The organism is Streptosporangium sp. NPDC006930, assembly GCF_040635605.1.
GTDB lineage: Bacteria > Actinomycetota > Actinomycetes > Streptosporangiales > Streptosporangiaceae > Streptosporangium.
The window spans coordinates 1-19,523 of sequence record NZ_JBEYID010000019.1; the positions used below are offsets into that span (position 1 = coordinate 1).

Annotated in this window: 18 protein-coding genes; 9 read left to right on the plus strand and 9 right to left on the minus strand. The window is 70.1% G+C overall.

What is annotated here, in order from left to right; genetic code table 11:
• Positions 1-437: nucleotide disphospho-sugar-binding domain-containing protein (locus ABZ664_RS28410; protein ID WP_362516263.1), on the plus strand; the 437-nt coding region annotated here is incomplete at its 5' end.
• Positions 438-453: 16 nt separating this feature from the next.
• Here the strand turns inward: ABZ664_RS28410 and ABZ664_RS28415 are convergent.
• The 3 genes from ABZ664_RS28415 to ABZ664_RS28425 all read right to left on the minus strand — a co-directional run bounded on the left by ABZ664_RS28415 (position 454) and on the right by ABZ664_RS28425 (position 4,194).
• The gene (locus ABZ664_RS28415) at positions 454-1,680 is read right to left on the minus strand and encodes a class I SAM-dependent methyltransferase (protein WP_362516266.1); all 1,227 of its coding nucleotides are present in this window, start codon (positions 1,678-1,680) and stop codon (positions 454-456) included.
• A 148-nt stretch (positions 1,681-1,828) separates the two neighbouring features.
• Positions 1,829-2,815 (minus strand): Gfo/Idh/MocA family oxidoreductase, encoded by a 987-nt coding sequence (locus ABZ664_RS28420; protein WP_362516268.1) that lies wholly within the window; start codon positions 2,813-2,815, stop codon positions 1,829-1,831.
• Positions 2,812-4,194 (minus strand): NDP-hexose 2,3-dehydratase family protein, encoded by a 1,383-nt coding sequence (locus ABZ664_RS28425; protein ID WP_362516270.1) that lies wholly within the window; start codon positions 4,192-4,194, stop codon positions 2,812-2,814. Before ABZ664_RS28425 ends, ABZ664_RS28420 begins: the two co-directional genes overlap by 4 nt.
• A gap of 285 nt (positions 4,195-4,479) precedes the next feature.
• On the opposite strand from ABZ664_RS28425, the gene ABZ664_RS28430 reads away from it, so the two are divergent.
• Together ABZ664_RS28430 and ABZ664_RS28435 are read left to right on the plus strand one after the other, a co-directional pair.
• Entirely contained in the window at positions 4,480-4,932 is a 453-nt protein-coding gene (locus ABZ664_RS28430) for an FdtA/QdtA family cupin domain-containing protein (protein WP_362516272.1), read from the plus strand.
• Positions 4,929-6,029, plus strand: coding sequence for a DegT/DnrJ/EryC1/StrS family aminotransferase (locus ABZ664_RS28435; RefSeq protein ID WP_362516274.1), 1,101 nt, complete (start codon positions 4,929-4,931; stop codon positions 6,027-6,029). Before ABZ664_RS28430 ends, ABZ664_RS28435 begins: the two co-directional genes overlap by 4 nt.
• Before the next feature lie 150 nt (positions 6,030-6,179).
• Here ABZ664_RS28435 and ABZ664_RS28440 read toward each other — a convergent pair whose 3' ends face one another.
• The 6 genes from ABZ664_RS28440 to ABZ664_RS28465 form a co-directional block, all read right to left on the minus strand.
• On the minus strand, positions 6,180-7,157 hold the full coding sequence (locus ABZ664_RS28440; protein ID WP_362516276.1) for an NAD-dependent epimerase/dehydratase family protein: 978 nt from the start codon (positions 7,155-7,157) through the stop codon (positions 6,180-6,182).
• 5 nt (positions 7,158-7,162) lie between these two features.
• The gene (locus ABZ664_RS28445) at positions 7,163-8,515 is read right to left on the minus strand and encodes a nucleotide sugar dehydrogenase (protein ID WP_362516278.1); all 1,353 of its coding nucleotides are present in this window, start codon (positions 8,513-8,515) and stop codon (positions 7,163-7,165) included.
• Between the two features lie 22 nt (positions 8,516-8,537).
• The gene (locus tag ABZ664_RS28450) at positions 8,538-9,692 is read right to left on the minus strand and encodes an ABC transporter permease (protein ID WP_362516280.1); all 1,155 of its coding nucleotides are present in this window, start codon (positions 9,690-9,692) and stop codon (positions 8,538-8,540) included.
• Positions 9,689-10,855 (minus strand): ABC transporter permease, encoded by a 1,167-nt coding sequence (locus ABZ664_RS28455; protein ID WP_362516283.1) that lies wholly within the window; start codon positions 10,853-10,855, stop codon positions 9,689-9,691. The genes ABZ664_RS28450 and ABZ664_RS28455 overlap by 4 nt, the downstream gene beginning before the upstream one ends.
• Positions 10,856-10,881: 26 nt before the next feature.
• Entirely contained in the window at positions 10,882-11,823 is a 942-nt protein-coding gene (locus tag ABZ664_RS28460) for an ABC transporter ATP-binding protein (RefSeq protein ID WP_362516285.1), read from the minus strand.
• 231 nt (positions 11,824-12,054) lie between these two features.
• Positions 12,055-12,150, minus strand: a complete 96-nt coding sequence (locus ABZ664_RS28465) for a class III lanthipeptide (RefSeq protein WP_350946092.1) — start codon at positions 12,148-12,150, stop codon at positions 12,055-12,057.
• Between the two features lie 414 nt (positions 12,151-12,564).
• Here ABZ664_RS28465 and ABZ664_RS28470 point away from each other — a divergent pair, with 414 nt between their 5' ends.
• From ABZ664_RS28470 to ABZ664_RS28495, 6 genes are all read left to right on the plus strand, one after another.
• Positions 12,565-13,197 carry a helix-turn-helix transcriptional regulator gene (locus ABZ664_RS28470; protein WP_362516288.1) on the plus strand — a complete coding sequence of 211 codons (633 nt, stop codon included), beginning with the start codon at positions 12,565-12,567 and terminating at the stop codon, positions 13,195-13,197.
• 138 nt (positions 13,198-13,335) lie between these two features.
• Positions 13,336-13,977, plus strand: coding sequence for a GNAT family protein (locus ABZ664_RS28475; RefSeq protein WP_362516290.1), 642 nt, complete (start codon positions 13,336-13,338; stop codon positions 13,975-13,977).
• Entirely contained in the window at positions 13,974-14,714 is a 741-nt protein-coding gene (locus tag ABZ664_RS28480) for a flavoprotein (RefSeq protein WP_362516292.1), read from the plus strand. Before ABZ664_RS28475 ends, ABZ664_RS28480 begins: the two co-directional genes overlap by 4 nt.
• Entirely contained in the window at positions 14,711-17,350 is a 2,640-nt protein-coding gene (gene lanKC / locus ABZ664_RS28485; protein ID WP_362516588.1) for a class III lanthionine synthetase LanKC, read from the plus strand. Before ABZ664_RS28480 ends, lanKC begins: the two co-directional genes overlap by 4 nt.
• 1 nt (position 17,351) lies before the next feature.
• On the plus strand, positions 17,352-18,515 hold the full coding sequence (locus ABZ664_RS28490; protein ID WP_362516295.1) for an ATP-binding cassette domain-containing protein: 1,164 nt from the start codon (positions 17,352-17,354) through the stop codon (positions 18,513-18,515).
• Complete coding sequence (locus tag ABZ664_RS28495; protein ID WP_362516297.1) at positions 18,502-19,359, plus strand: ABC transporter permease; 858 nt, start codon at positions 18,502-18,504, stop codon at positions 19,357-19,359. Before ABZ664_RS28490 ends, ABZ664_RS28495 begins: the two co-directional genes overlap by 14 nt.
• The last annotated feature ends 164 nt before the right edge of the window (positions 19,360-19,523 follow it).

Genomic DNA, 19,523 nt, shown 5'->3' on the forward strand with positions numbered 1-19,523 from the left:
TCGACCTCGAGATCATCGCCACCCTCCCAGAAAAACAACAGGCCGAACTCCACCACGTCCCCGCCAACACCCGCCTCGTCTCCTTCGTCCCCCTGCACGCCCTCGCCCCCACCTGCTCGGCGATCATCCACCACGGCGGCGGCGGATCCTTCTCCACCAGCCTCGTCAACGCCGTCCCCCAACTCATCCTCGCCGACATGTTCGACGCCCCCCTCAAAGGCCGACTCCTCGCCCAGCAAGGCGCCGGCCTCACCCTGCACAGCAGCCAGGCCACCGGACCCAGCGTCCGCGAACACCTCCTACGCCTCCTCAACGACCCATCCCACACCCACGCCGCCCAGCGACTCCGCCAGGAAACCCTCACCACCCCCGGCCCCAACCAACTCGTCCCCGAACTGGAAAGACTCACCGCCCAACACCGCGACACGGCGGGCTGAGGCCGGGCGCGGGCGATCAGACGACGTGGACCTCGGGCACGTACAGGATCCATTTGCCGCCCGCCTCGCGGAAGGCGCGCTCCTTGGCCATGATCTCCTCGGCGTGGTTCCAGGCGAACAGCAGCGCGTAGTCGGGGTACGGCTCGGCGAACGCCGAGGGCTCACGAACCGGGATGTGCGATCCGGGGGTGAGTTTGCCCTGCTTGGCGACTGTGGTGTCGCAGACGAACGGGACCAGCTCCGGGCCGATGCCGCAGTAGTTGGTCACCGTCGCGCTCTTGGCGGTCGCCCCGTAGCCCACGACCCGCTTGCCGTCGTCGCGCAGGTCGCGCAGCAGGGCGACGAGGTCGTCGCGGATCCGCTCGACGTTGCGTGCGAAGCCCTTCAGCGTGGGCATGGCCGCGAGGTTGCGCTTGTTCTCGTCAGCCAGCAGCTCGGCCACCGCGGCCGTCGGCGTCCTCGCGCCCGCGTGGGCCAGCGTGTAGCGGACCTCGCCGCCGTGCACCGGGAGCCTCTCGACGTCGACGAGCTCCAGGTCGAAGCGGGCGGCCATCGCCTGGACCGCGCGGACGGTGAAGAAGTAGAAGTGCTCGTCGTAGATCTGGTCGAAGGACGTGCGCTCGACGATCTCGGAGAAGTAGGGGTCCTCGAACACGAAGACGCCGGTCGGGGCGAGCAGCGCGGTCACCCCGCGCAGGATCGACTCGATGTAGGGGATGTGGCACAGGGTGTTGGCGGCGTAGATGACGTCCGCCCTGCCGTCGGTGGCGAGGATGTCCCTCGCGGTCGTCTCCTCGAAGAAGTCCTTGCGGACGCGGATGCCCTTGGCGTGCGCCATCTCCGCCACCCCTCCGGACGGCTCCACCCCCAGGTGCCTCACCCCGGCGTCGGCGATCGCCTTCAGCATCACCCCGTCGTTGCAGCCGAGCTCGACCACGAACGGGTCCTCGCCGGTCAGCTCGGTGGCGAGCAGCCGCCTGGCCAGCTTCTCGAAGTGCGCGCGCATGACGGCCGAACCCGAGGACACGTACGGGTAGTCCTCGTGGAACATGCGGTCGCGGGGGATCTCCTCCATCAGCTGAACCATCGTGCACGACTCGCATATCCCGACGGCGAGCCGCACGAAGAATTCGTCCGCGAAATCGTCGGAACGGACGAACGCGTCGGAGAGCGGCTGGCGCCCGAAGTCGAAGAATTCAGCGAGGGATCCGGCGCAGACACGGCACCGCGACGTGGCAGACATACTTTGCTCCTCGATTCTGGATGGCACAGGGTGAATCAGCTGTAAATCGCATCGCGGCCCGCCGCCTGCGTACGAAACAAAGAGGCGCGGGAGCGTTTTATCAGGACACGGGGACGCGGCCGGCGGCCACTTTCCTCGCTTTTGGCGGTCATATCGTTATCCGCCGGGCCCGCTCGCGGATCGCGTCGACGAGCTCGGCCTGGGCGAGGGCCGGCTTGGTGTGCTCGGCCTGGCCGCCGCCCTCCCTCACGGATCGCGCGAAGGACTCCAGGATGTTGACGAACTGGCGGTCGGCGGCGAGCGTCCGCTCCTGCAGGAGGTCCTGCCGCTCGATCCGCACGATGGGGCGCATCGAGTCCGGAGGGGTGTAGGCGCGGTCCAGGAGGATCGACCCCTCCGAGCCCCACAGCGCGTACGAGCTGCGGTAGGAGTGCTCGAACCCGAACCGGATCTGCGCGGTGACGCCTGCGGGCGAGCACAGCAGCGCGCTTCCCTCGACGTCCACCCCGCTGGCGGCGTCGTAGCGCAGGAACGCGCCGCAGACCTCGAGGTCGTCGCCGAGGAAGAGCCGCGCGGCGCGGATCGGGTAGACGCCGACCTCGAACAGGGCGCCGCCTCCGAGCTCGGGCCGGTAGCGGAAGTCGCCGGGGTCGCGCGGGGGGATGCCGAAGTCACCGGCGAAGGAGCGCAGCCGCCCGATCGTCCCGCCGTCGAGCAGCCGGCGCACCTCCTCGTGCTGGGAGTGGTGCGGGAAGACGAGGTTCTCCACGAGGAGCAGGTCGCGCTCCTCGGCGAGGGTGAGCAGCCTCTCGGCCTCGGCGCGGCTGGTGGCCAGTGGTTTCTCGGCCAGCACGTGCTTGCCCGCCCGCAGCGCGCGGTCGACCCACTCGGCGCGCAGCCCGGTGGGCAGCGGGATGTAGACCGCCTCCACGTCGGGGCGCTCCAGGAGGTTTCCGTACCCGGTCACCGCGTCGCAGCCGAAGCGCCGGGCGAAGGTCTCGGCCTTGGCCGCGTCGCGGCTGGCGACCGCGACCGGCAGCACGGCCGGGGCCTCCGTCATCGCCGGGAGCGTGCGCCGCCAGGCGATGTCCGCGCAGGAGAGCACGCCCATGCGTACGGGTGAGGTCGTCGTCAACGCTCTCCTCCCCAGAGTCCCTGCAGGCAGGCGACGAGCGTTCGGGCCTGGACGTTGAGGTAGTAGCTGTGCCGCAGCAGCCCGGACAGCTGGCCGACGGTGACCCAGGTGTAGTCCTCGGGCACCTCGACGGGGAAGTCGTCGTCGGCCTCGATCACCAGGTATCTGATCACCGCGCCCATGAAACGTCCGCCCTCCTCCGACAGCAGCGACTCGAAGCGGATCCGGGAGCGGTCGGCGTTCAGCACGTAGTCCATGAAGTACGGGCGCCGGTCGGCGGGCACCCCCTCGTAGCTCTCCGGCGCGCACTGCAGGGTGGCGGCCAGCTCGACCATGTCCGGCAGACCTCCCTCCATCCTGGCGTGGACCAGCACGTGCAGCACGCCGTGGATCCGCTTGACGACGAAGGCGACCACGCCCTGACCCACCGGCACGAACAGGGGCTGGCTCCACGAGCCGACCTCCCTGCCGGCCCCGCTCACCGCGACCGCGGCGACCGTGAAGTACTTTCCCTCCTCGTGGGCGATCTCGTCGCGGGAACGCTTCCAGCGGGTGACCTGCTCCAGGTTCACGCACCAGCGGTCGACGAGCTTGGTGCTTCTCGCCGCGGTGAACCAGCTCAGCAGGCTGGAGGTGGTGTGCAGGGCGGCCCCGCCGCTCACCACCGAGCGGCGCAGCGCTCCCAGAAAGTCCTCGCAATCCTCGCGGTCGCCGTCGGCGAGGGTCGCGCCGTCGAAGGGGACGCAGGCGAGCACGGTCCTGGAGTCCATGTTGACGAGGTTGTCGACGCGCAGCAGTTCCTGCAGCTGGCCGATGGTGAGCCAGCGAAAGCCGTCGCGGACCTCGATGTCCTCGGTCACCTCGACGACCATGTTGCGGTTGCGTTTGCACCAGAACCAGGACCCGTGCTCGGACTGGAGCACGTCGACGAGCACGCTGCCGGGCCGGGGCCGGATGAAGTACTCCAGGTAGGGCACGCCCGCGCCGCGGTGCACGCCGACGTAGTTGCTGTGCGTGGCCTGCACCGTGGGCGACAGCTGCACGGAGTTGACGTTCCCCGGCTCCATCTTCGCCTGCATGAGGAAGTGGACGACGCCGTCGATCTCCTTGGCGAGGATGCCGAGGATGCCGATCTCGGACTGGTTGATGATCGGCTGCGACCAGCCCTCCGCCGGGTCCGAGCGGGTGCTGACCCGCAGCCCCTCCACCGAGAAGAACCGTCCGCTGCGGTGGACCAGGTTGCCGCTGCCCGGCGTGAAGCTCCAGCCGTCGAGGTCGGCGAAGGGGATCCTGGTGACCTCGGCGCGCTCCGTGCGGTGACGTTCGGCGAACCACTCCCTGAACTCGGCGAGCGGCAGGACGGCGCTGTCCCTGGCCATGGACGATTTCGTGAGGCGGGCTCTGAATTCGTTATTCTCCCGGCGCAGAGAATGTGATATCTGGGGGAGGCTGGTCATATTCCGACCCTCCGGTCTTTGGATCGCACGGCCTTCGCCGGAGAGTAATTATATAAATCTCGTTAGTCCATTGCATTCGTTCTTCCCGAGGGCTCCCAAGGCGCCGAGAATCACTTGACCGCCGGGTTCTCGAAAAATAGCGTTTGTCCCGCTGGCGAGACGGGACGGGGCGGAACGACCCCTCGTCCGAGGGAGGGTGGAGGCTCGATGAGTTCTTCTGTGAACGGCGACGAGGACCTCGCGGTCGGCAGGGTCGAGCCATGCCGCCTCGTCGAGCTTCCGGAGATCGTCGACCCTCGGGGCAGCCTGTGCGTGGTCGAGTCCGGCAAGGAGATCGACTTCGACGTCAAGCGGGCCTACTACATGTTCGACATGCCGCCGGGCACCCGGCGCGGCGGGCACGGCCACCGCCGCCTGCGGCAGCTGATCATAGCCGTGCACGGCCGCTTCGAGGTGAAGGTGGACGACGGCTTCAACCGGCGCACGTTCGTGCTCGACCACCCCCGGCTGGGGCTCTACATGACCCCGATGGTCTGGCGGGACATGGTCGACTTCGCACCGGGGACGGTCGGTCTGTGGCTGGTCTCCGAGCCCTACGACGAGGGCGACTACTACCGCGACTACGACGAGTTCCTGCGAGACGCGCGGAGCGGGGCGTGAAGGTCCCCTTCCTCGACCTGCGGGCCCCGTACGAGGAGTTGCGGGACGACCTCGACACGGCACTCCAGCGGGTGCTGAGCTCGGGCTGGTATCTCATGGGTCCCGAGCTGGAGGCGTTCGAGGCGGAGTTCGCGGCCTACTGCGGCAACGCGCACTGCGTGGCGGTGGGCAGCGGCTGCGACGCGCTGGAGCTGTCCCTGCGCGCGATGGGCGTGGGCCAGGGCGACGAGGTGATCGTCGCGTCCCACACGTTCATCGCGAGCTGGGTGGCGATCTCCAGGGTCGGCGCGCGGCCGGTGCCGGTGGAGCCGGACGAGCGCACCTGCACCCTGGACCCCGCGCGGATCGAGGAGGCGATCACCCCCCGCACCAAGGTGATCATGCCGGTGCACCTGTACGGCCACCCCGCCGACCTGGGCGCCGTCGAGCGGATCGCGGCCAGGCACGGCCTGCGCGTCCTGGAGGACGCGGCACAGGCCCACGGCGCCCGCGAGCACGGCCGCCGGGTGGGGTCGGGCTCCACCGCCGCGTTCAGCTTCTATCCCGGCAAGAACCTCGGCGCCCTCGGCGACGGCGGCGCCGTCGTGACGGGGGACGCGGAGCTGGCGGCGCGGGTGCGGCTGCTGCGCAACGTCGGGGCCCGCGAGAAGTACCGGCACGAGGTCGTGGCCGCCAACTCCCGGCTGGACGAGATGCAGGCCGCCGCGCTGCGGGTCAAGCTGGCGTGGCTGGACGAGTGGAACGATCGCCGCCGTGCCGTGGCCGCGCGCTACCTGGACGAGCTCAAAGGCGTGGGCGACCTGCTGCTGCCTGTGCCGGCCCCGTGGGCCGAGCCGGTCTGGCACCTGTTCGTGGTGCGCACCGCCCGCCGGCGGGAGCTCCAGGAGCGGCTCGCCGCCGCCGGGATCGGCACGCTCGTGCACTACCCGATCGCGGTGCACCTCTCCCCCGCCTACGCCCGCGAGGGGTACCCGCCAGGATCGCTGCCGCTGGCCGAGCGGCTCGCCGACGAGGTACTGAGCCTGCCGATCGGCCCTCACCTCGACGACCGGGCGGTGGACGCGGTCGTCGCCGCGACCCGCGCGGCCTGCCTCTGAGCGGAGGCGTCCGGCAGCGGTTGTGCCCCGAGCCCGCGGCGCGGGCGCCCCTCCCCGCCCGCCATGAGCCTGTGCCCCGAGGTCGTAGCCGATCGTCAACCCGTCATCGGCATCCTCGCCAGGGAGCCTGCGCCGTCCCGCGGCCGCCGGTCAGGTGGAACCGCTGTCGGGCTGCTCCAGCCACCGGGGGTTGGCCCGCGCCCAGTCGATCGTCCTGGCCAGGCCGTCCCGCAGGGTGGTGGTGCTGCGCCATCCGAGCACGGCGAGTGCCTTGGAGGTGTCGGGAACGCGCCGCGACAGGTCCTGGTAGGCGTCGCCGAAGCCGTCGCGCGGGTCGACGGGGACCGCCTCGTCCCCGCCCGTCAGCTCCACCACGAGCTCGATCACCGCGCGGATGGTCGTCTCGACGGAACTGCCGATGTTGAAGCACTCCCCCAGCGCCGCGGCGGCGGTGCCCGCCTCGATCGTGGCCTCGATCGCGTCGTCGACGAAGGTGAAGCAGCGCGTCTGCCCGCCCTCGTCGTACAGGATCGGCGGCAGGCCGCGCAGGGCGCGGTGGACGCTGCGGCTGACCACGAAGCCGGGCCGCTGGCCGGGCCCGTAGACGTTGAAGTAGCGCACGATGGTGGCGTCGAGTCCGCGCTGGCGCATGTAGGCGAACGTCAGGTGCTCGGCCAGCGCCTTGCTGGAGGAGTAACTCCACCTGTCGGTGGCGGTGCTGCCGAGGACGCGGTCGTCGTCCTCGGCCCACGGGACGGCCGGGTTCTTGCCGAACACCTCGCTGGTGCTGGCCAGGACGACCCGGGCACCGGCCTTCTCGGCGAGTTCCAGGACGTTCTTCGTCCCCGACAGGTTGATGTCGATGACGTCGAGCGGCCGGTCGATGTAGCGGTCGACGCCGACCACAGCGGCGAGGTGGTAGACGGTGTCCACGTCGCCGGTGATCGCACCTGCGAGCGCCCCCGCGTCCCTGATGTCGCCGTCGACATGGCGGGGGGAGTCGCCGTCGCGGCCGGGCGGGGGCGGCCCCGCGTCGAAGACCGTCACCTCGTCCCCGCGCCGGGCGAGGGCGCCGGCGAGATGACCGCCGAGGAAACCGAGACCGCCTGTGACCACCACGTTCGCCACGGCCCCTACCTCCCGATCCCGCGGTAGGCGAACCCGGCCCCGCGCAGCAGCTCTATGGTCTCGCGCGGATAGTAGGCGCGGCCGTCGACCACCGCGCACGCGGGGGCGACCCGCTCGCGGAGCGCGGCGAGGTCGATGTCCTCGAACTCCCGGTGCCAGGCGAGCACCGCCAGGCAGTCGGCCCCGCGCACGGCCTCCTCCAGCGAGGAGGCCCTCGGCAGCCCGAAGAGCTTCTCCGCCTCGTCTCCGTCGACCAGCGGGTCGTACAGGCTCACCTCCGCGCCCGCTTTGCGTAGTTCTTCCACGACCGGTCTGACCGGTGTCTCGCGCAGGTCGCCGGTGTTGTTCTTGAAGGCGAGCCCGAGGACCGCCACCTTCGCGCCCACGGGCGACCTGCCGAGCTTGGCCAGCTCCTGCACGATGAGGTCACTGGTGTAGTGCGGCATGGAGTCGTTGACCTCGCGGGCGGCCGGGATGGTCAGCAGGTCGATGCCGCGCTGCCTGGCGGCTCGCCAGACCATCCAGGGGTCCTTGGTCAGGCAGGAGCCGCCCACTCCCACGCTCGGCAGCAGGATGTTGACGTTGCCGTTGCCCTTGGGGATCGAGTTCGCCGCGGAGATGATGTCGAGGACGTCGACCTCCAGCGCCGCGCAGAGCCGGGCGAGCTCGTTGGCCAGGGCGATGTTGTGGTCGATCCACCAGTTGTCGGCGAGCTTGACCATCTCGGCCGCCTCCAGGGAGGCCACCGGGATCACCTCCACCCCGACGGCCCCGCGCCAGAACGTCACCGCCGCCTGTGTGCTGTCGGCGCACCACCCGCCGACGATGATGGGGAAGCTGAGCAGCTCGCGCAACGCGGTCCCCTCGGAGAGGCGCTCCGGGCAGAAGGCGAGGCCGAAGTCCTCACCGCAGACCAGGCCGCCGCGCTCCAGCAGCGGCAGGGCGAGCGAGCGGGTCACCCCCGGCGGGACGGTGCTCTTGAAGACCAGGAGCTGGCCCGGCCTGATGTGCCGGCCCAGTTCCTCGCAGGCGCCGCGCAGCTGGCTCTCCTTCATCACCCCGCGCTCACCGGTGGGCGTGCCGACCGCGACGATGACGACGTCCGCCTCGGAGACGCTCTCGTAGCTCGTGGTGACGCGCAGCCGGCCGGTGCCCGCGTGGCGGGCCACGAGCTCGGGCAGCCCGGTCTCGCTGAACCGGCAGTGCCCGGCGTTGAGCTCCTCGACGAGCACGGGGTCGGTGTCCACCCCGATCACGTTCACGCCGCGGTCGGCCAGGACGGCGGCGACGCACGAGCCGACGTATCCCAGGCCGAGGACCGCGGCAGTGATGTTCTCCCGATCGGGCAGGAAACGCATGTCATCTCCAATGGTCTCGGCTTTACCGGGTGAGGACACGGCGCAGACGCCAGACGCCGAGGGCGAACAGGACCGCCGCGTAGCAGCTCAGGACACCGAACTGGGGCAGGATGTCGACGATGGTGCCGCCGTTCCTGACCAGTTCGGCGAAGGCCTCGTAGGCCCAGGCGTGTGGGGTCAGGTGGGCGACGACCTGCATCACGCCGCCGAACGACTCCAGGGGCAGCATGGAGCCGCCGAGCGCGGCGAGCCCCAGTCCGAGGATCATGGCGACGGAGATCACCGCTCCCGGCGTCTTGAACGCCGACCCCAGGAGCATGGCGGCCCCGCTCCCGACCAGGGAGAAGACGACGACGAGCGCCGCCGCCGCCAGCGGGTCGCCCCAGTCGACCCCGAAGATCAGCGCGGAGCCGAGCATGATCAGCAGCGCCTGTGTCAGCGCTATGACCATCCGTCCGAGTGCCTCTCCGGCGACGATGGCGCGGGCCGAGATCGGGGTCGCGTACATCCGGCGCGCCACTCCGAGCAGCCGGGTCTCGACGAGCCCGATCGCGGCGGTCAGCGAGGTGAGGAAGGTGAAGAGGAGCAGCAGCGGCGGAGCCGAGGCGGCGAAGGGGTTGAACCCCTCGGGGAACAGGCTCCGGCCCGTGGTGGTGACGCGCACCTGGACCTCGGCGACGCTCGCCTGCCCCGCCTTGCTCAGGCTCTCGTCGAAGCTTCCCGCCCCCTCCTGCTGCCCGAAGCGGGCGGCCCGCAGCAGGGCGGCCTGCTGGGGGACGACGGAGCGGACCCAGGTGCCGATCTCGGCCGCTCCCGGATCCTGCTGCCGGGTCAGGTAGCGCACCTCGACCTGGCCGCCTTCGCGGATCCGGGCGTCGTAGTCGGCCGGGACGACCACGCCGGCCCGCAGCTCGCCGCGCTCCACCGCGGTGCGCAGCTCGGACTCGTCCCCGGCCTTTTCGACCGTGACGCGCTCGCCGGAGCCCAGTGCCCCGACCAGTTGCTCGGTCAACGGCCCGGGGCCGCTCACCACGCCCAGTCTCAGCTGCTGGTCGACGCCGAACATCTGCCCGAGCACGAAGACCATCAGGAACGGCGCGACGATCACGAAGAAGATGTTGGTGCGGTCGCTGAAGACCCGGCGGAGGTTGACCATCCCTATGGCGAGGGCCTTCACGCGTGCACCATCCTTCCGACACGGAACAGGGTGAGGGCGCCACCCAGTACGGCGAAGCCGAGCAGCGCCGCGACCGGGACCGCCACGGCCTGCACCGACCCTCCGCCGGCCAGGTCGGCCAGCCCCTGCATGAACCACTTGTGCGGCGTGAGATAGCCGAGCGCGGTGAGCCCGCCGAGTTGCGCGCCGGGGAAGAACACCCCGCCGAGGATGCCCAGCACCATCGCCACCACCGACTGCCAGTTCGACGCCTGCTCTGCGGTACGGGCGAACGTGGCGAGCGCGGCCATCAGCCCGGTGGCGGCGAGCACGCCGGAGACCACCAGCGCGGCCACGCCGAGCGGATCGCCCCAGCGGGCGCCGATGACGAGGGTGGTGACCACGACGAGGATCGTCATGCTCACGATGCCCACCAGGACGCCGCTGAGCAGCTTGCCCAGCACGATCGCCGGCCGGGAGATCGGGGCGGCCAGCATCCTGGTCAGCGTCCCCGCCCTGCGCTCGTCGAAGACGCTGGTGATGCTGAAGACGACGGCGAAGAAGAGGAAGAACATCGCCATGCCGGCGGCGTAGTAGGTGGTGACGTCCAGCTGCCGCCGCACGGCGGAGGCGTCCTCGCGCACCGACACCGGCACGGGGAGCGCACCGGCCCGCTCCGCGAGCTGGGCGGCCCGCTCCGCGTCCGGCGCCGTCCCCGAGGGGGAGACCACGGCCACGGCCAGCTGGACCGAGCGCAGCCCGGTCGCGTAGGCCTGCCCGACCTCGCGGGCGACCTGGACCGCGACGGGCGCGGCGACACTTCCGATGATCTCCAGGGTGGTGGCACGTCCCGCCCGCACGTCGGCGGAGAAGCCGGCGGGGATGACGAAGGTGGCCTCCACCTCGCCGCGCTGCGTCAGCGCCCGTCCCTCCTCGGCCGTCGCCACCGGCCGCAGGGTCACGATGCCCGACTCGCGCATGGGCTCAAGGACCTGCTGGACGAACCCGCCGCCCGCGGCGCGGTCGGCGTCGGCCACCGCGTAGCGGGCCGTGAAGTCGCCGCCCGCTCCGCCCAGGACCGCGTTGAGGATGAACGCCATGCCCAGCGGCAGCACGATCGCGAAAACGATCAGGGTGCTGTCCTTCGCCCGCTGGCGCAGGTCCTTCAGCAGGATGATGATCATTCCACGCACCGTAGGCCCCGTCCCACTCAGTCCCGAAGCGCCTTACCTGTGAGGTGCAGGAAGACCGCCTCCAGGTCGGGTTCGCGCACCTCCGCGGACCGGATCGCCGCGTCCTGGCCGGCCACGACCTCGAAAATCCCGGGCAGGATCGCCCTCGCCCCCTCGACGAGCAGCTCGATGTGCGGGCCCTCGCCGCTCACCTTGCGGACCTGCGGCAGCCCGGTGAGCGCGCGCCTCACGCGGTCCAGGTCGCCGTCCACCTGCAGGACCACCTGGTCGTTCTCCCCCACCATGTCCACCAGCTCGCGGCGGGTGCCCTCGGCCTTCATCTGGCCCTCGTCGACGATGCCGACCCGGTCGCAGAGCCGCTCGGCCTCCTCCATGTAGTGGGTGGTGTAGAGCACGGCCACCCCCTCCCCCGTCAGGCGCCGCACGCTCTCCAGGATGGAGTTGCGGCTCTGCGGGTCGACTCCGGCGGTCGGCTCGTCCAGGATCAGCAGGCGTGGCCGGTTCAACAGCCCGATCCCGATGTTGAGGCGGCGGGCCATGCCTCCCGAGTAGGCGGAGACCGCCTCGTCGGCGCGGTCGGCCAGCCCGATCGTCTCAAGCACCTCGCCCACCTTGCTCCTGCCCTGGCGTCCTCGCAGGCCGTACAACTGCCCGAAGAACCAGAGGTTCTGACGTGCCGTGAGATCCTGGTAAAGCGCGAGCTCCTGGGGCACGTAACCGATCAGCGCTTTCGTCTTCGTGTTCCGCGCGTCGTGCGGCTGCCCGTCGATGAGAACCGTGCCCTCGTCGCGCTCGACAACTCCGACAATCATCGAAATCGTCGTCGTCTTTCCCGCCCCATTCGGACCGAGCAGGCCGTAGACCTCGCCCTCCGCAATGGAAAAACCGACTCCGTCGACCGCGACCATCTGGCCATAACGTTTACGCAGTCCTTCGCACGCCAGAATGATGTCGCTCATGGGGCCCAATTGAACACGGCCCCTTCTCGGGGCACAAGGCAAGGGAAAGTCAGAAAGGATCGCGGCGCGTTTCGCCGTCTCATCGGCGGTCGCGCGGCCCGTCACGGAGTGTGGTGCCCCGCCTTGAGGAGGGCACCCGGCGTCCGGCCACGAGATCCGCGTCCACCGGGTGTGCCGGTGACCGCGAACGCGGGGGGAGGCACAGGTCCGCCCCCCGCGAACACGGGGGAATCAGCAGGTGCTGTTGCTGATGGTGCTACTGGGGAGATCGGCGTACTCGGGTGCGACGTCGATCTCCTGCAGCTCAAGAATGTTGGACAGGTCCATTAAGACACCTCCTTCGAGGGCTCGAAAGTCAGACCGGCCGTGTGGCGGCCCCGGGCCGGCCGGGTCTTCCTCGTTGGCACACCGCCGCCCTCGCCGACTTCGGAGGGTGAACCGCGCGCATTCCACGGATTTCACGGAGCCTGCACCGTGACACCTACACCGAAAAACGATGACGAGCGAAAGCGCCATAAAGGCGTTAATCCCGGCCGTTCCGCTGACGAAACATAGTTATGGAACCCCGGAATGCGCAACGGCCTGTCCTAAAACGGCCATCCCCGGCGTTTCCATAAGTCGGAAACGACGACGGTCCCGAGACTTTAGCCATGACATTATATTTTCATGCGCCACGCCGATACAAACAGCAGCGAGGATCGGATAATCACACCACAGGAACTGCGTGAAGTGTTTTCCCGGATGGCGGAGAGCCGGTATCGGGAAGTCCTGGTGGTGCTCTCCGACGATCCGCTGGGGCGCTTCCTGTCCGGCCGGGTGGGAGAGCTGCTCGTCGAGGGGAATTGCCCGGTGTCCGTCGTGCGCGCCGGGGGCGGCGAGGAGAGCGAACCTCTCGCGGCCCCTTCCCTCGATCCCCGGCACGCCCGGACCAGGACGCTGCCTTCGGCCCCCCTGTCGGTGGTGATCGCCGACCGGCGGGTGGCGCTGCTGAGCCTGCGGCCCCCACCGGGGGAGGTGGCGCCCGTGACCCTGGTGACGCGGGCCGGTCACCTCTCCACGCTGCTGGCCATCTTCGGCCACCTGTGGAGCACCGCGCACGTGCCACCACCTCAGGAGACCGGGTCCCGGCAGCGGCGCGGCGCCGTGCTGAGCCTCCTGGCCGAGGGGCTGACCGATGGCGGCGTCGCTGCCCGGCTGGGCGTCGCGGAACGGACGGTGAGGCGCGAGGTCAACGGGCTGATGCGGTCGGCGGGCGCGACCAGCAGGTTTCAGCTGGCGTTGCGGGCTCAGGAACTCGGCTGGCTGCCCCGTCCCGCCGGCGAGACAACGCCGGATAACGATTCCGCATTTCACGGGCGCGCCGCTTTCTCATAGCCCCGGATAGCGAAACGTTGACGACCCGGGAACGCCAAACCTAGTGTCCATATATCGACGAGCTCAGGACGGTTCGATCCCACGGGACCATCGGGTCCGGAAACCATCGCCGCCGAAAGAATTCAAGGTGACAGAGTCGTGCTCATTCCCCATGTCGAGACTCAGCGGACGGCGCTCACCATCGCCGACCCGTCGGACGGGGTCGCCCTCTACGAGCTCCTTCTCGGCCTGGGACTGCACAGCATGCCGCCGCTCAAGGTATTCGTTGACCAGCTGAAAAAGCAGGACATCTCCGCGATTTTCGCGATCAAGCTGCGGCACAGCGGGGAGACCGTCGGGTTCGGGACCCTGCACGAGATGGACCCGGCCGGACACATCCAGGTCGGCATATTCACCGACACCGACAAGGCCAGATACGGCCTCGGCGGCGAGGCGATGATGCTTCTCGTGAATTACGCGTTCGCCACCTGGGAAGATATAAGAAAAGTATATTTCGTCACCACGGACGCCAGTATCGACCGGATCGGCTGGGTCGGTGACCTCATTCCCAAGGAGGCGACCCTCCCCAAGCACATGTTCTTCCGGGGATGCCTCTGGGACGTGCATTTCTACGCCATTTATCGGCATATGTGGGAAAAGCAGGGCGCGGATGTTCTCACCCGGCTGGTCCGGGGGCCGGAGGCCGAGCGCCCCCGGGGCATCAGGGCGCTCATCCACCACCTCAGGTGGCTCGTCACCAGGCCGAAGCCCGCCACGAGCCCGAAGGAGTACGCGCGGTGACCGACACACCGGCCGACCGCCGGCCCCCCGAGTTCGGCGGCGAGCGCCTGCTCGTGATCGGCACCGGCGCCATCGCCGCGATGTACCTGCCGTTCTGGCTCAACTGGCTGATCACGGCGTACCGGGACCTTGAGGTGCAGGTCGTCCTCACCCCGAGCGCGGAGCGCTTCGTGAGTGGGGAGGCGTTGAGCGTGCTCGTCCGCCGGGAGGTCGTGCGGGACCGGTGGCCCGAGGAGGCGCGGCCGGACGCGCTGCACGTGCGGCTCACCGAGTGGAGTGACAGCGTCATCGTCTATCCGGCGTGCGTGAACTTCATCTCCAGGCTCGCGCTCGGGCTCGCCGACACCCCCGCGCTGCTGTCCCTGCAGTGCACCTCCGCTCCCATCGCGCTGGCGCCCTCGCTGCCCCCCGGGGCGCTGGACAACCCCACGTTGCGGGGCCATCTGCGGACCCTCGCCGAGCGGCGCAACGTCGTGGTGGCACCGGTACGGGCGACGAGGAGCCTGACCACCGGACGCCAGGACGCGGCGGGCGCGCCCCCGCTGTCGACGATGATCGGCCTTCTGGAGCGGCTGCGCGTGTCCCTCTCCGGCGACGGCGAGAGCGACACGGACGGCGGAAGCAACGGAGACCGCGAGAGCAAAGCGGACAAAAAGAGCAACGGGGACGGCGAGAGCGGCGGGGACGGCGCGGGAGCGAAGAACACGGGCGAGGAGCACCACGCGTGCAGGACATGATGCAGATCTACACCCTGGCCGACCCCCTCTTCTTCGAGGAGCCCACGCGCTGGTCGGGTGGGGTGGGCTTCATCCGGGACCACGCGTTCACCGTGTCGGGCACGGCCGTTCCCGAAGGGTGGGTGCGCAAGGAGCGCGGGGTCTGGGTGTCCCTGCGCCCGCAGGGCCAGACCACCGCAGAGCAGGGCTGGAAGGTCCACCTGTCCGCGACACTGGAGAACGCCGACCGGCTCTGCTCCGCCGCCTGGGACTACTGCGTCGAGCGCGGCATCCCCTTCAAACACCTGCGCGACCGCAACATGCTGCTCGTCTTCAACGCCAAGTACTCACCGCGCGGCTCCAGCGGAAAGCTGGTCACCGTCTACCCGCGCGACGAGGAGGAGTTGCGAGCCGTACTGACGGACCTGTCGGCGGAACTGGAGGGCGAGCAGGGTCCGTACATCCTCAGCGACCTGCGCTGGGGCGACGGCCCGCTGTACGTCCGCTACGGCGGTTTCACCGAGATGACGTGCGTGGACGAGCACGGCGAGACCGTCTTCGCGATCCGTCACCCCGACGGCACCCTGCTGCCCGACCGGCGCAGGCCGTTCTTCGACCCGCCGAAGTGGGTGGAACTGCCCGGCTTCCTCCAGCCGCACCTGGACTCCCGTCGCGACGGCGCGGGCGCCGAGCTCCCCTACCTGGTGCGCCGGGCCCTGCACTTCTCCAACGCCGGGGGCGTCTACCTCGCCACCCGCCGCACCGACGACAGCCAGGTCGTGCTCAAGGAGGCCCGCCCGCACGCGGCGGTGGACGCCAACCATCACGACGCGACGACGAGGATGGAACGCGAGAGCTGGGCCCTCACCGCGTTGCGCGGCATCCCCGGGGTCCCCGCCCTGTACGACGAGCTCGACGTGGCGGGTCACCGCTTCCTGGTCGAGGAGTACGTCGAGGGGCAGCCCCTGAACGTGTGGTGCGGTACCGCCCATCCATGGGTGGTCATGGCCGAGCCCACGGCCGAGGACATCGAGTCCTACACCCGCAGGGCCGTGCTCATCACCGACCGCGTCGAGGCGCTGATCGCCGAGATACACGCCCGCGGGGTGGTCTTCGGCGACCTGCACCTGGGCAACGTCATCGTCCGGCCCGACGAGACGGTGGCCCTGGTCGATTTCGAACTGGCGTTCGATATCGCGGACACCGACTGGCGGCCGGGACTGGCCGCGACCGGTTTCGCCGGCCGGGACACCAACGGTGTGGCCCGCGACCTGTACGCCCTCGCCGCGTTGCGCCTCACCATGTTCCTGCCGTTCAGCAAGATCACCGCACTGCGGCCCGACCGGGTCCACCGGCTCGTACGCACGATGTGCGACAACTTCCCGGTTCCTGCCGGCTGGGCCGAGACGATCCTCTCCCACCTCGCCCCTTCGCGGAAGCTCCCGAACACCCCCGCCGCCGAGCCGGTGGAGGTGGAGGTGGGGCCCGCCGGTCCGGACGCCCCCGCCGTGGACTGGCGGGCGGTGCGCGAGTCCCTGGCCAGGGGAATCCTGAGTTCCGCGACCCCCGAACGTGAGGACCGTCTGTTCCCCGGCGACGTGCACCAGTTCGTCTCCGGCGGGCTCGGGTTCGCCTACGGCGCCGCCGGGGTGCTGTGGGCCCTGGAGGTGACCGGCCACGGCAGGCATCCGGAGCACGAGAGGTGGCTGGTCGACGCCGTGCGGCGCGACAGACCGCGCCGCCCCGGCTTCTACGACGGTACGGCCGGCATCGCCTACGTCCTCGACCACCTGGGATATACGCAGGAGGCGGCCGAGCTGCTCGACCGCCACCCGGTGCCCGACCGCGCGAACATCTCGATGTTCTCCGGGTACGCGGGCATCGGGGCGGCGCTGACGCACCTCGCGGGCACCCGGGGCAGGCAGGACCACCTCACCGCGGCGCTGGCCGTCGCCGACCGGCTGACCGACGCGGTGGAACGCGGAGACCCCGGCACGGCACGCGGCCCAGGGCTCCCTGCCCCCACCCGCCCGCTGGAGGCCGGCCTCATGCGGGGCTGGTGCGGAGTGGCCCTCTTCCTCGTCCGGCTGTTCGAGCGGACCGGCGACCCAGCCCTCCTCGACCACGCCGCCCGAGCCGTCGGGCTGGACCTCGACCGGTGCGTGACGACCGCGGACGACTGGCTCGTGGTCGAGGAGGCGGGCGTGCGCACGATGCCCTACCTCGACGTCGGCAGCGCGGGCATCGCCCTCGTCGCCGCCGAACTCCTCGCCCACCGAGAGGACGACCGGGTCCGCGCGAGCCTCCCCGGCCTGCTGCGCGCCTGCCGGACGCGCGTCTCGCTGCAGGCCGACCTCTTCCGCGGCATGGCCGGACAGGTGGCCGTACTCTCCCGGCTCGCGAACGGCACGCCCGACGACGGGACGAACGGCAGGACGGACGACGACACGGCGGAGGACCGGCGGCTGCGGGACCTGTGCGAGCACGCCGTCTCCTTCCGGGGGCACCTCGCGTTCACCGGCACCAGGGGCTTCCGGATCTCCATGGACCTGGCGACGGGTGGCGCGGGCGTCCTGCTCGCCATGTCACAGGCGAGCGGGGTCGCCGGGACCACTGCTCCCTTCCTGCCGTTCTTCTCCCCCCGCGGAGGGCGGTGAGGTGGACGACGGCGCGGCGGTGTCCGTGAGGGGACTGCGCAAGGAGTACGGAAGGATCGAGGCCGTCAGGGGCGTCGACTTCGACGTCGCCCCCGGCGAGGTGTTCGGCCTGCTGGGTCCCAACGGGGCGGGCAAGAGCACGACGATCAACATGTTGTGCACGCTGATCCGGCCCAGCGGGGGCAGCGCGACCGTCGGCGGGCACGACATCGTGCGCCGGCGCGACGAGGTGAGGCGCGACATCGGCCTGGTCTTCCAGGAACCGACCGTCGACGGATACCTCACCGGCGCGCAGAACCTGAGCTTCCACGCCGAGCTGTACGGCCTGCCCAAGAACGCCATCGACGACCGGATCAGGCGGGTCCTGGACATCGTCGGCCTGTGGAAGCGCCGCGACGACCGGGTGCACACCTACTCCGGTGGCATGCGGCGGCGCCTGGAGATCGCTCGCGGCCTGCTGCACTCCCCTCGGGTGCTCTTCCTCGACGAGCCGACGGTCGGGCTCGACCCGCAGACCCGCGCGGCCATCTGGGGGTACATCACCGAGCTCCGCGACCTGGAGAAGATCACGATCTTCATGACGACGCACTACCTGGAGGAGGCCGAGCACTGCGACCGCATCGCGATCATCGATCACGGTTCCGTCGTGGCGCTGGACACCCCCGAAGCGCTCAAGGCCGCGGTGGGCAGGGACCGGATCCGCATCCAGACCGGCGACGACCCGGCCGCCACCGTCATGCTGCGGGAACGCCTCTCGGTGGAGGCCGTGGCACGCGACGGGGGACTCACCTTCTCCGTCCCCAGCGGCGAGGAGTTCGTACCGCGCCTGTTCGCCGAGCTGGGCGTCCCCATCCTCTCCGTCCAGATGACCCGCCCCTCCCTGGACGACGTCTTCCTCTCCTACACCGGCTCGACCATCCGCGACGCGGAGGACACCGACGGCACCGACGCGGAGGACAGCGCGGAGACCGGGAGAACCGGCGGCCCCGGACAGGTCGGCGCGAAGGTCTCCGCGGAGACCGGGAACGACACGAACGGCGAAGCCGAGCACACCGCGGGCGCGAAGCCCTCCTCCGAGATCGGGGACGACGCGAACGCCGAAGCCGAGCACACCGCGGGCGGGAAGGCCCACGACGAGGAGGTGCCGGCCCATGGTCGCGGCTGAGACGGCCACGCCCCGCGTCCCGCTGCGCGGCGCCGCACACAACCTGCGCGCGGTGAAGGTGGTGCTCCGCAGGGAGATGATCCGCTTCGCCACCGACGGCAAGCGGGTCACGGCGATGCTCTTCCAGGCATTCATGTGGATCTTCATCATCGGCACGGGATTCGGATCCCTGATGCCGGGGGTTCCCGACGGCGTGGACCTGAAGACCTTCATGTTCCCCGGCGTGATCTCGATGACGGTGATCCTGACGGCGATGTTCTCCGCCTCGTCGATCGTCTGGGACCGCGAGTTCGGCTTCCTGCGGGAGATGCTCGTCGCCCCGGTGAGCCGTACCGCGATCGTGGTCGGCAAGATACTCGGCGGCGCGCTGGTCGCGACGCTGCAGAGCCTGGTGATCGTGGCCATGGCGGGACTGGTCGGCGTACCCTACGACCCGGTCCTCATCGTCTCGCTGGTCGGGGTGATGTTCCTGACCGCCTTCACCATGTCGGCCTTCGGCGTGCTGGTCGCCGCGCGGATGACGAGCATGGAGTCGTTCCAGGGGATCGCCCAGATGGCGATCATGCCGCTCATGTATCTGTCGGGGGCACTGTTCCCGCTCACCAACCTGCCCGGGTGGATGAGCACCGTGACGCTGCTGAACCCCCTGACGTACGCGGTCGACCCCGCTCGCCAGGTCGTCTTCGCCCACCTGTCCGTCCCGCCCGAGGTGATGGCCGTGTACGGTCCCGGGGTGTCCTGGTCGGGATGGATCGTCCCGATGGCGCTCGAACTCCTGCTGGTCGGCGGCGCGGGCCTGCTCATGCTCGCCCTCGCCGTCGCCCGCTTCAACCGGACCGGCTGAACCCCCGCCGGCCGCTTCCACCCGATCGGCTGAAACCCGCCACCCGCGTCCAGCGGTCCGGCCGAAACCCCGTCAGCCGCTTCCGTCGGACCGCTGGAAACCAGCTGACGCTTCCACCGGAACGAGGGAAAGCCGAAGCCCGCCGCCCGCGTCCCCGGTGGCGG